Consider the following 11741-nt stretch of genomic DNA (forward strand, 5'->3'; position numbering starts at 1 on the left):
ACTGACTCGTGAAAGTGTGCATGCCATGACAGCTTCCATTCCGCAGGTTCAGGCCCTGGCCCTGGAGCGCATCCGCGCCGATGTCCGCTCCATGCATGCCTACCATGTGCAGCCCTCGCAAGGCCTGCTCAAGATGGACACGATGGAGAACCCCTTCCGACTGCCACCCGAGCTGCAGGCCGCGCTGGGCGAGCGCCTGGGCCGGCTGGAGATCAACCGCTACCCTGGCGAGCGCCAGGAAGTGCTTAAGGACATGCTGGCCCGCTACGCGCAGGCGCCGGCCGGAAGCGCCGTACTGCTGGGCAATGGCTCGGACGAGATCATCACGCTGCTGGCCCTGGCCTGTGCCCAGCCCCACGCCGAGGGCCGCGCCACCATGCTGGCGCCCATGCCGGGCTTCGTCATGTATCCCATGAGCGCCAGGCTGCAGGGCCTGGACTTTGTGGGGGTCGACCTGACGGCCGACTTCGAGCTGGACGTGCCCGCCATGCGCGCCGCCATTGCCGAGCACCGCCCCGCCATCACCTATATCGCCTATCCCAACAATCCCACGGCCACGCTCTGGGCCGAGGCCGATGTGCAGGCCGTGATCGACGCGGTCGGCGCCATCGGCGGCCTGGTCGTCATGGACGAGGCCTACCAGCCCTTCGCCCGCCGCAGCTGGGCAGAGAACATGCGCGCCGACCCGGCCCGCAACGCCCATGTGCTGCTGATGCGCACGCTCAGCAAGTTCGGCCTGGCCGGCGCGCGCCTGGGCTATCTGATCGGCCCGGCCGCCATCGTCGGCGAGATCGACAAGGTGCGCCCGCCCTACAACATCAGCGTGCTCAACTGCGAGACGGCCATCTTCGCGCTGGAGCACGAGGCGCTGTATGCGCAGCAGGCCGTGGCCATCCGCGCCGAGCGCCAGCCGCTGATCGACGCGCTGACCGCGCTGCCGGGTGTGGAAAAGATCTGGCCATCCGAGGCCAACATGGTTTTGCTGCGCGTGCGCGATGCCGCGCGTGCCCAGGCCGAGATGAAGGCCCGGGGCGTGCTGGTGAAGAACGTCAGTGCCATGCACCCGCTGCTGGCCAATTGCCTGCGCCTGACCGTGGGCACCCACGAAGAAAACGCCCAGATGCTGGCGGCCCTGAAGGAATCCCTATGAGCAATGCAGTCCCCGCACGTACCGCCGAAGTGCAGCGCAACACCGCCGAGACCCGGATCAAGGTCGCCATCAACCTGGACGGCACGGGCAGGGCCAGCCTGCACTCGGGCATCGGCTTTCTGGACCACATGCTCGACCAGATCGCGCGCCATGGCCTGATCGACCTGGACATCGAGTGCGAGGGCGACCTGCACATCGACGGCCACCACACGGTGGAGGACATCGGCATCACCCTGGGCCAAGCCTTTGCCAAGGCCGTGGGCGACAAGAAGGGCATCCGCCGCTACGGCCACGCCTATGTGCCGCTGGACGAGGCCCTGAGCCGCGTGGTCATCGATTTCTCGGGCCGTCCCGGGCTGCACATGGACGTGAAATTCACGGCCGGCAGCATCGGCCAGCTCGACACCCAGCTGGTCTACGAATTCTTCCAGGGCTTCGTCAACCATGCGGGCGTGACCCTGCACATCGACAACCTCAAGGGCTTCAATGCCCACCACCAGTGCGAGACCATCTTCAAGGCCTTCGCACGCGCCCTGCGCTTTGCGCTGGAGCATGACGAGCGCATGGCCGGCGTCATCCCCTCGACCAAGGGCGCTCTGTAAAGAGAAGCGATTGGCATCGGCCAGAACTTGATCTGACCGGGCAATCCCGCCGAAAATCCGACAGAACACGCGCCACACGCTATGAGTTTGACTGACAACACCGTCGCCGTCGTCGATTACGGCATGGGCAATCTGCGCTCGGTTTCACAGGCCGTGCGCACGGCCGCCGCCGATTCCGGCTGGCAGGTCGTTGTGACCTCCGATCCCGAGGTGGTCCTGGCCGCCGACCGCGTCGTGCTGCCGGGCCAGGGCGCCATGCCCGACTGCATGCGCGAGCTGCGCGAATCCGGCCTGCAGGAAGCCGTGCTGCATGCCGCTGCCAACAAGCCCCTGTTCGGCGTCTGCGTGGGCATGCAGATGCTGCTGGACCACAGCGACGAAGGTGACGTGCCCGGCCTGGGCCTCATCCCCGGCAACGTGCGAAAGTTCGATCTGGCGGGCCGCACCCAGGCCGATGGCAGCCGCTTCAAGGTTCCGCAGATGGGCTGGAACCGCGTGCACCAGACGCACAACGCCGGCCATGCCCACCCGCTGTGGCGTGGAATTCCCGAAGACAGCTTCTACTACTTCGTGCACAGTTTCTATGCCGTGGTGCAGCAGCCGCAGCATTGCGCTGCTCAGGCCGACTACGGCGGGCGCTTTGCCTGCGCCATCGCGCGCGATAATATTTTCGCCACGCAGTTTCACCCCGAAAAAAGCGCTGACCAGGGCCTGGCCCTGTTCCGCAACTTTCTGGGCTGGAAGCCCTGAATCCCCTTTTCTTCCCCGCACCGGCCGCTGAATCCCAGGCCTTCATTGCTCGCAAACCATCATGCTGCTCATTCCTGCCATCGACCTCAAGGACGGCCACTGCGTACGCCTCATCCAGGGTGATATGGACCAGTCGACCACGTTCGGCGAAGACCCGGCCATCATCGCCCGCCGCTGGCTCGACGCCGGCGCGCGCCGCCTGCACCTGGTGGACCTCAATGGCGCGTTTGCGGGCCAGCCCAAGAACCTTGCGGCCATCAAGGCCATCCTCAAAGAGGTGGACGGCCGGATTCCGGTGCAGCTCGGCGGAGGCATCCGCGATCTGGACACCATCGAGAAATACATAGATGCCGGCATCAGCTACGTGATCATCGGCACCGCTGCCGTGAAGAATCCCGGCTTTCTGCAGGATGCCTGCAGCGCCTTCGGCGGCCATGTGATCGTCGGGCTCGACGCCAAGGACGGCAAGGTCGCCATCGACGGCTGGAGCAAGCTCACGGGCCAGGACGTGCATTCGGTGGCCAAGCGCTTCGAGGACTGGGGTGTGGAGTCCATCATCTACACCGACATCGGCCGCGACGGCATGCTCACGGGCATCAACATCGATGCCACCGTCAATCTTGCCCAATCGCTGAAGATCCCCGTCATCGCCTCGGGTGGCCTGGCGGGCATGGCCGACATCGAGGCGCTGTGCAAGGTCGAGGACGAAGGCATCGAGGGCGTGATCTGCGGTCGCGCCATCTACTCGGGCGATCTCGACTTCGCCGCAGCGCAGGCTCGCGCCGACGAACTCACGGCCTGAGCGGCCTGCGCCTTCTCGATATTCGCGGGCGCCTGTCCCTGACAGGCGCCCGCGCTGCATTCAGCGCCGGGGTTTCAAGCGGCCTCTACGAGCAGGCGGGAAGGGCCTGCCCGGCATTCGTGGCACGCACGGTCTGCACAAAGGCATCCCAGTAATTCGGCAACCCGGCCCAGGGGTTGCCCACGCCGGTGCTGGGCTCGAACTCCAGCTGGGTCACATAGATCCATCCCGCCTGGTAGCGTGCCGAGGCGGCCGACTGCACGGCCGTCTGCATGGCCGCGCAGCCCGACACGTTGTGCACCAGCGAGGCCTGGTGGCTATTGGCCAGCCCGTACAGCCAATCGAAACTGGTCGTGCGCGGATCGTAGGTGGCGTACGTGGAGCCCTTGCCCTCGAACGTGGTCAGCACATCGGCCACATCGGCATAACCGGCCACGGGCACGAGGCCTGGGTTGCCGATCACGATCAGGTCGGGATTCTTGGCCTTGATGTACTGGTAGATGCTGCGGTAGAAGTCCAGCCGGTTGGCGGTGGCCGCCATCTCGTCAATGAAGAAGCCCTTGACCAGGCCTGCGCCGTAGTGCGTGAAATAGTTGTCGATATTGGCCTGGATGCTGGCCAGCGATCGCGTGCCCGTGCCATAGCTGGAGCTCACATAGCCCACCAACTGCCCGCCCGCGTTGGCAAAAGCGGTTGCGGCGCGCGTGATGTTCGCATCCGGGCCACTGAAAATGCCGTTGGCCGGGTTCAGGATGGCCGTCATCTGCACGGTCGGATTTGCCTGGGCGCTGGCTGCCAGCGCATTCCAGGCCGTGGCCCCCGCGCCCGTGGGATAGAAATACGCAGGCACCAGCACCCGCAGCGGCGCAGGAGCCGGGCGCAGATAGAAGGTCTGCGAAGCGCTGCCCGTGCGGCTTCCCACGGTGGCGCTGGCCTGCACCTGCTGGCGGCCCGGCGTGGCGCCGGTCAGGGAGGCAGTTGCCACGCCGGAGCTGGTCAGCGCCGAGGTGCTGACGCCTGTGGCTGCGCTGAAGCTCACCACGGTTCCATCGGCGGCATTCACGCCATCTGCGAGAACACCTGCGCGCAGGGTCAGTGCCGAGCCTGCAGTCACCACATCCCTGGCGGCCGGGGCCGTCCATTGCACGGTGACCGAGGTCACTCCGGGCTGGCCGGTGCCGCCGCCATCGCCCCCGGTGCCGCCGCCAGCGCTGCTGTCACCACCACCGCCTCCGCCGCAGGAAGCCAAGGAGACGGCCAGGGCGAGCATGCCGAGTCGCAGGACAAGAGGAGAGGGAGCGTGGGAGCGTTGCATGACAGAGGAAGGCTGGGCGGGGGAAAGGCTATATTCAAGCATGAAAGTTACATCTTCCTTTCCCGCAGTAACAGCTTTACCTGCGGCCGCGCAAGCTCCCGGCGCCTGCGCTGATGCATGGCAGGGCCTGCCCGCCATCCGCCTGCGCCTGGCCTGCGGCGATGCTGCCCTGGTGGCCTTGCAGGGGGCGCAACTGCTTTCCTGGCAGGCAGGTGGCGAGGAGCAACTGTTCCTGAGTCCCCTGGCGGCCCATGACGGCCACACACCCATACGCGGCGGTATTCCGGTCTGCTTTCCCCAATTCAACCAACGCGGCCCGCTGGTCAAGCACGGCTTTGCGCGCACCCTGCCGTGGCAGGCTGATGCAGCACAGGCCGAGGTTCTTGCCGGCGATGGCTTGTTCCTGCGGCTCAGGCTGGCCGACACGCCGCAGACGCGCGCCGTCTGGCCGTATTCCTTCGAGACCTGGCTGGAGGTGACGCTGTTGCCCGGCCGGCTTGACGTGGAGCTGGTAGTGCACAACCGGGGCGACACGCCTTTGGCTTTCACTGCCGCCTTGCACAGCTACCTGCGCGTGGCGGACGTGGAGCAATGCCGGCTGCAAGGCCTTGACGGCCTGCCTTACTGGGATGCCGTGGCCGACACCCATCCCACGCAGCACGGTGACGTGCGCTTTGGCGAAGAGCTCGATCGCGTCTACCCCCGGCCCGGGAACGCCATGGAGCTGGCCGCACCTGGCGGCGGCTTGCGGATCTCGCAGGATGCCGCCTGGACCGAGACCGTGGTCTGGAACCCCGGCCCCGCGCTGTGTGAACGTCTGCCCGACATGCCGCCGCAGGGGTGGCGGCAGATGCTGTGCGTGGAGGCCGCCGCCATCGATGCGCCCGTGCATGTGGCGCCCGGCGCGCAATGGCGCGCGGCCCAGCGCCTGCACAAGCTGTAGCTCAGCACCGGCCCTGCAATGGAAAAAGCGCCTGTGAACAGGCGCTTTTTTCGTTGGGGCGGGGGGCCGGGTCAGCGGCGCTGCATGCGCTGTGCCGACTGCGAAGGGCGCAGGCCCGGGGTGATCTGCAGCTCCACGGGGCCTTCGCCCCGGCGCACATCGAATTTCGCGGCCTCGCCGGGCTTGAGCGCGGCCACGGCGGTCAGCAGCTCGGACACATTGCGGATGGGCTTGTCGCCCACCTGCACGATCACATCGCCCGGGCGCATGCCGGCCTGGGCAGCGGGGCCTGCCTGCAGCACGCCGGTGATGATCACGCCGGAGTCGGCCTTCACGCCAAAGGTCTCTGCCAGCTCCGGCGACAGCTCATTGGGCTCCACGCCGATCCAGCCGCGCACCACGCGGCCGTCCTTGACGATGCCGTCCAGCACCAGCTTGGCCGTGGACACGGGAATCGCAAAGCCGATGCCCATGCTGCCGCCCGAGCGCGAATAGATGGCGGTATTGATGCCCAGCAGATTGCCGCTGGCATCCACCAGCGCGCCGCCCGAATTGCCGGGGTTGATGGCCGCATCGGTCTGGATGAAGTTCTCGAAGGTATTGATGCCCAGCTGGCTGCGGCCCAGGGCACTGACGATGCCGCTGGTCACCGTCTGGCCCACGCCGAAGGGGTTGCCGATGGCCAGCACGCGGTCGCCCACGTCGATCTGGTCGGAATTGCCCAGAACGATGACGGGCAGCTTGTCCAGGGCGATCTTGAGCACGGCCAGGTCGGTCTCGGGATCGGTACCGATCACCTGGGCCTTGGCCTGGCGGCTGTCGGTCAGCGTGACCTCGATGTCATCGGCGCCCTCGACCACGTGGTTGTTGGTCAGGATGTAGCCGTCGGTGCTGATGATCACGCCGCTGCCCAGGCCTGCCTGCTCCTGCGTGCCCTGGTCGCCGAAGAAGAACTGGAACCACGGATCGTTGCTGCGCGGATGCCGTACCGCCTTGCTGGTGTTGATGCTCACCACGGCCGGCGCCGCCTTCTTGGCCGCAGGTGCAAAGCTGCCCGGGCTGACTTCTCCGACGGGCGTGGCCGGCGCCTCCAGCAACGCAATGCCCGCGTTGCTGCGCACGGCGCCGCGGCGCAGCCAGTCCGGCTGCAGGGTGGCAACGACGAAGTAGGCAGCCACCAGGATGGTGACAGCCTGCGAAAACAGCAGCCAGGTGCGTTTCATGAAGTGTGGTGTTCTGTGCGGGAGGACAAGGCCCCATTGTGAGGCATGTCGTACACAGGGCGGTGGTGGGCGCGTTCGCTGGGGCGCTGGGTGATCGATGAATCACCGGACAACCGACATTGCTATATCGGGATGTGCCGATTTTTTCCTTTTACTGAGGCGCTGATGGGCGTGTCAAATTTTTTGTTGCGCCATTTGAAAATGGGACAAGTCTTATTTAAATTGGCTTGCTAATTATTTTTCAAGTCACGATTTGATACGGATGAGGAAATTCAATACAATCGCGGCCCAATGAATAGAGCGGGGACGGAGGGGCTATGGAGTGGAAAGACTCGGGGAGGATTGCGCCCAGATGGCTGATGCTATTGGTTGGCGCGGTGTTTGCGATTGCAGGAACCATCGGCATTGCCTTTGCACAGGCCGCCGATGCAGTATGTGCCGAAGTCAAGATTGTCATAGAGCAAAAACTCTCGCTGGAGCGCCAGGCATTTGACGCCAAGATGGTGATCACCAATGGCCTGGCGGACCAAAAGCTGGAGAACGTCAGCATCACGCTGCAGTTCCTGGATGCGAACAACCAGACGGTGATCGCCACCACGGATCCCGCAGCCTCCGGAGCCCGCTTTTTCTACCGCACGGATGGGGTCGAGGGCATCACTTCCCTGCAGGGCGGCACCATCGCTCCCAAGGCCGTCGCCAATGTCCGATGGCTGATCATTCCCGCAGCCGGCACGGGCGGCCGCGATTCCCAGGGTGCGGTCTACTACATAGGCGCCAAGGTCACCTACACGCTGGATGGCAAGACCGACACCGTGGAGGTGGCACCAGAGTCCATCGTCGTGCGGCCCCAGCCTGAACTGGTGCTTGACTACTTCCTGCCCCGTGATGTTCCGGGTGACGATGCCTTCACACCCGAGGTCGAGCCTTCCGACCCCTTCACGCTGGGCGTGCGCATCAAGAACAGTGGTGGCGGCACTTCGTACAAGACCAAGATCGATACCGCGCAGCCCCGCATTGTCGAAAACCGGCAAGGGCTGCTTGTCAATTTCCAGATTCTGAGCGGCTATGTCAACGATGCGCCAGCAGGCAAAAGCCTGCTGCTCGACTTTGGCGACATCACGCCGGGATCGTCCCTGCATGGGCGCTGGAACATGGTGTCCAGCCTGGCCGGCAAATTTGTCGAATTCACGGCCGGATTCACCCATGCGGATTCGCTGGGCGGTGCCCTGACGTCCCTGATCAAGACCGTCAATACCCATCAATTGGTCCAGGATGTGCGTGTCGATCTTCCAGGGCGCGACAAGGTTCGCGATTTTCTGGCCCTGGATGGAGATGTCTACCGCGTCTATGAATCCGATGGCGTGGATACCGAGGTCAGCGATCAAAGCCGATCCGCCCAATTCGTGCCCTCCGGTGCCACCGCCAGCCTGCAGTTCAATCCCGTGGCCAATGGCATGGCCTATGCGCGCGTGCCCGATCCCTCCAGGGGCACCCGTCTTCCCCTGCAGGTGGTCCGCTCCGACGGCTACGTCGTTCCTGGCGAAAACGTCTGGCTGTCCAGGCAGCGCAACGAGGACCTGAGCTGGAGCTATTACCTGAACCTGTTCGACGTGAACACCACGGGCCGCTACACCATCGGCCTGGTCGCTGGCGAGGCACAGGCCAGCATTGCCGGCGCGGCCTTCGAGGACCGCAATGCCAACGGGCTGCGCGATGCAGGCGAGCCCGCCATCCCCGTGCTCGAAATCAAGCTCACCGGCACGCGGGCAGGCACCGGGGAGTCGGTGCTGGCCACTGCCCACACCGATGCCCAGGGCCAATTCCGATTCGATGGACTGCTGCAGGGCAGCTATGCGCTGTCGGCTGCCGTCAGCGAGGGGCTGGTCGATGGCGCTGCGCTTGCGGGCACGGCGGGCGGTCAGTCCGCACCGGGACGCATATCGGGCATTGATCTGGCCGCCGGTACGGCGGCTGCGGGCTATCTGTTTGCAAAGCGCTCCGCCAAGGCGACCGGGCCAGATCCCGAACCGGAAGCGGACACTGGCATCAGCGTGACGGCGGCACCGGCCACCATGGCGCGCGACGGTGGCTCCACGGTCACCATCACGGCACGCAATGCCGGGCCGGCCATGGCAGCGGCCACCGTCGTCCATGTGGACCTGCCCCAGGGGCTGGAGATCGCCAGCCAGTCGGCATCGGCGGGCAGCTATTCGCAGGGCCGCTGGACCCTGGGCGACATGGCCAAGGACTCCGCCCCCACCCTGGTGCTGCAGGTGCGTCCTGCAGCAGGCTCCACGGCCAGGGAATTCCTGCTGGCCGCACGCATCGGCGCGGCCACCCGCGACCCCGTCACCGGCAACAACGCGGCCAGTACCCTGCTCAGGCGCGAGCAGGAGGCCTTCGTGGCCGCTTCGCAGACCCTGGACCAGGGCCTGCGTGTGCTGGCCTATGCCGCATGCGGCGCCGATACCGCTTGCACGGACGGCAAGCGCCAGGCTCTGCAGGATCTGCTGGCGCAGGCCGATGGCTCGGTGCAGTTGGCGGTCACGCCAGGTGAGCTCCGCAAGGCCTTGCGTGCCGGCGACTTCAGCGTGCTCTGGCTCCATGGATCGGTGGACGACCTGGCCGCTTCCCAGATGGAGGAAGTGCGGGCCGCCGTCTACCGCGGTGCCTCGCTGGTCATCGATGGCGCACCGGGCGCGTTGCCGGACACCTTGGCCGACGTCTGGGGCGGCAGCCGCTCAGGCCAGCCATTGCCTGCGGGCGTCTCTGTGCACCTGGGCGATGCAGGCTTGGGCGATGCGGCGCTGGCGCTGCAAGGCCAGGCGTGGGCTTTGCAGAACGAGGGCGCAGGCTCGGAACTGGCCCGCTATGGCACAGGGCAGACCGCTGCGTTGGGCGTGGCCCACGGCAAGGGCCAGGTTCTGGTGATCGGCTTCGATGCCCTGGCGCAAGGCGCGGTTGCTGCTTCGTGGAAAGACTGGACCAAGACGCGCTTCACTGCCCTGGTTCCGCCTGTGTCCGAGCCCATGCTGGCGCAATCCGCCGTGCGCGTCAGAACCAGCATTGCCAACCGCAGCACGCAAGCCGTTGCGCTGGAGCAGGCCATGACCCTGGCCAGTGGCATGAAGCTGCGTTCCTCCTCGCCGCAGGCCGTGGTCGACGGTGATCGGGTCAGGTGGACCCTGGAGCCCGCCTCCCAGGCCGAGTTGCAGGTGCAGGCCTGGCTGGACCTGCCCGGCACCTCGCTGGCCACCACGGTCGAGACGCAGTTGCGCAAGGCCGGCGACAAGTCGCTGGTGGACAGCTGGTCGCAGCCGGTCACCGTCATCGCAGAACCTCAAGCTGCCGCTAACACCCGGGCTGCAGTGGCTGCGCTGGCGCAGGCCACGGCAGACCAGCGGCAGGCCGTCGAGGCATTGCTGGGCCAGGCTCGGGTCGCCATGGAGCAGCAAAAGCCGGCCCAGGCCCTCTCGGCCCTGGTGCAGGCCCAGCCCCTGTTGAGGGCGCTGCCATCCCACGGTACCCGGAATATGGCCCTGCAATCGCTGGCGCAGTGGATAGGCCTGGTCGCTGCCCAGTGGCAGGAGGAGGCCGCGCGGGATTGGACGCTTTCCATCGTGTCCGGCGACCTGCAGTCCGCCAGGCTGGAGCAGCCGTTTGCGCTGCCGCTGCAGGTGCGCCTGCAGACGGCTGACGGCAACCCGGTGGCGGGGCAGGAAGTCACATTCGACGCTCCCGCCAGCGGGGCCTCCGCACGCTTTGCCGGCGGCAGCCGCCAGGCGCGCGTGCTCACCGACGCACAGGGCCTGGCACGCAGCCCGGCGCTCACCGCCACGGGCACTGCGGGCAGCTTCACCGTATCCGCCGGCGTCGAGGCCTTGCCTGGCGGCGTGCGCTTCACGCTGGGCAACCTGGATGGCACGGCGCCCGTGCTGCGCATTGTCAAGCTGGCAGGGGACGGGCAGACGGCCACCGTGGGGACGGCCTATGCCGCACCCGTACGTGTCAAGGTCACCGATGCGAAGGGCGCCGCCGTGGCCGGCCACGCCGTGGTGTTTGCGCTGCCGGATAGCGGAGCGAGCGCCATGTTTGACGGCGGCACGCTCGCAGCGCAGGCCGTCACCGATGCAGCAGGCGTTGCCGCTTCGCCCGGGCTTCGTGCCAATGGACTGGCGGGCGCATTCGAGATGCGCGTGACGGCAGCCGGTGTGGGCGAAGCCTTGCGCGTGTCCCTGCAAAACCAGGCCGCGCCTGTGGGCGGCAAGGATGTGGCCCTGCCCACACCCAGCGGCTCCGGCACGCTGAAAGCCTCGGTGGCGGGCGGAGGCGCCAGCTGCCGCTTCAACCCGGACAAGACGGCCGTACGCAAGCCCGAGGGCTGGCTGCCGCTGTTCAACGTGCTGCTCTTCCCTCATGGTGTGTTCGACTACGAACTCACCGGCTGCGACGTCGGAAGCACGGTCACCGTCACCACCGAGTGGCCCAACCTGTTCGGCATCAGCAGCTACCTGAAGTTCGGGCCCACGCCCTATTCGAAGGGCCGCAGCATCTGGTACGCGCCCAGGAACCTGTCGATCAACGGCAACCGCATCAGCTACACCATCACCGATGGCCAGTTGGGCGACGACGACCTGCAGGCCAATGGCGTCATCAAGGACCCGGGCGGCCCCGTTATTCAGTCTGGGCCGTTGCCTGAGGATCAGTTGACGGCGGTGCCTGGCCTGGAGGCGGCGGGCCTGGCCCTGTTGTCCGCCCTCATGGCCTTGGGCGCCTGCCTGCAGCACAGGCGCCGGCGCGCCGCACGTGCAGGCGCGGGGATGGATGCATGAAGTTGCTCCGTTTTCCGGGCGCTGGCCTGGCGCATGCAATGGCGGTGTGCGCAGCCGTCCTGGTGGCTGCACCATTGCGGGCGCAGACCGATGCCGAGCCGCAGTCCTGTCGGGCAGACGCGCA

At 66.4% G+C, this 11741-nt stretch carries 8 protein-coding genes; 6 read left to right on the top strand and 2 right to left on the bottom strand.

The features are described from left to right. The first annotated feature begins 25 nt into the window (after positions 1–25). From hisC to hisA, 4 genes are all read left to right on the top strand, one after another. On the top strand, positions 26–1150 hold the full coding sequence (gene hisC, locus HFGMBDPB_RS02395) for a histidinol-phosphate transaminase (RefSeq protein WP_017405474.1): 1125 nt from the start codon (positions 26–28) through the stop codon (positions 1148–1150). Beyond that, the gene (gene hisB, locus HFGMBDPB_RS02400) at positions 1147–1752 is read left to right on the top strand and encodes an imidazoleglycerol-phosphate dehydratase HisB (protein WP_212644838.1); all 606 of its coding nucleotides are present in this window, start codon (positions 1147–1149) and stop codon (positions 1750–1752) included. The genes hisC and hisB overlap by 4 nt, the downstream gene beginning before the upstream one ends. An 81-nt stretch (positions 1753–1833) precedes the next feature. Beyond that, the gene (hisH, locus tag HFGMBDPB_RS02405) at positions 1834–2502 is read left to right on the top strand and encodes an imidazole glycerol phosphate synthase subunit HisH (protein ID WP_017405475.1); all 669 of its coding nucleotides are present in this window, start codon (positions 1834–1836) and stop codon (positions 2500–2502) included. 61 nt (positions 2503–2563) lie between these two features. Continuing rightward, positions 2564–3304: a 1-(5-phosphoribosyl)-5-[(5-phosphoribosylamino)methylideneamino]imidazole-4-carboxamide isomerase gene (hisA, locus tag HFGMBDPB_RS02410; protein WP_016445590.1), complete on the top strand. Its 741-nt coding sequence runs from the start codon at positions 2564–2566 to the stop codon at positions 3302–3304. Between the two features lie 85 nt (positions 3305–3389). Here the strand turns inward: hisA and HFGMBDPB_RS02415 are convergent, their stop codons facing one another. Continuing rightward, positions 3390–4574: a spherulation-specific family 4 protein gene (locus HFGMBDPB_RS02415; protein WP_212644839.1), complete on the bottom strand. Its 1185-nt coding sequence runs from the start codon at positions 4572–4574 to the stop codon at positions 3390–3392. Between the two features lie 85 nt (positions 4575–4659). On the opposite strand from HFGMBDPB_RS02415, the gene HFGMBDPB_RS02420 reads away from it, so the two are divergent. Further along, entirely contained in the window at positions 4660–5562 is a 903-nt protein-coding gene (locus tag HFGMBDPB_RS02420) for a D-hexose-6-phosphate mutarotase (protein WP_227469489.1), read from the top strand. Positions 5563–5633: 71 nt separating this feature from the next. Here HFGMBDPB_RS02420 and HFGMBDPB_RS02425 read toward each other — a convergent pair whose 3' ends face one another. Then, complete coding sequence (locus tag HFGMBDPB_RS02425; protein ID WP_016451015.1) at positions 5634–6785, bottom strand: S1C family serine protease; 1152 nt, start codon at positions 6783–6785, stop codon at positions 5634–5636. A gap of 359 nt (positions 6786–7144) precedes the next feature. Here HFGMBDPB_RS02425 and HFGMBDPB_RS02430 point away from each other — a divergent pair, with 359 nt between their 5' ends. Then, positions 7145–11617, top strand: a complete 4473-nt coding sequence (locus HFGMBDPB_RS02430) for an IPTL-CTERM sorting domain-containing protein (RefSeq protein WP_212644840.1) — start codon at positions 7145–7147, stop codon at positions 11615–11617. Positions 11618–11741 lie beyond the last annotated feature (124 nt).

The sequence above is a fragment of the Delftia sp. PE138 genome (genome assembly GCF_018320755.1).
Taxonomy (GTDB): Bacteria; Pseudomonadota; Gammaproteobacteria; order Burkholderiales; family Burkholderiaceae_C; genus Comamonas; species Comamonas tsuruhatensis.

Bases quoted from the DNA above. Each gene is read 5' to 3' on its own strand.
- hisC (WP_017405474.1), top strand. From the start codon at position 26: ATGACAGCTTCCATTCCGCAGGTTCAGGCCCTGGCCCTGGAGCGCATC.
- hisB (WP_212644838.1), top strand. From the start codon at position 1,147: ATGAGCAATGCAGTCCCCGCACGTACCGCCGAAGTGCAGCGCAACACC.
- hisH (WP_017405475.1), top strand. From the start codon at position 1,834: ATGAGTTTGACTGACAACACCGTCGCCGTCGTCGATTACGGCATGGGC.
- hisA (WP_016445590.1), top strand. From the start codon at position 2,564: ATGCTGCTCATTCCTGCCATCGACCTCAAGGACGGCCACTGCGTACGC.
- HFGMBDPB_RS02415 (WP_212644839.1), bottom strand. From the start codon at position 4,574: ATGCTCGCCCTGGCCGTCTCCTTGGCTTCCTGCGGCGGAGGCGGTGGT.
- HFGMBDPB_RS02420 (WP_227469489.1), top strand. From the start codon at position 4,660: ATGAAAGTTACATCTTCCTTTCCCGCAGTAACAGCTTTACCTGCGGCC.
- HFGMBDPB_RS02425 (WP_016451015.1), bottom strand. From the start codon at position 6,785: ATGAAACGCACCTGGCTGCTGTTTTCGCAGGCTGTCACCATCCTGGTG.
- HFGMBDPB_RS02430 (WP_212644840.1), top strand. From the start codon at position 7,145: ATGCTATTGGTTGGCGCGGTGTTTGCGATTGCAGGAACCATCGGCATT.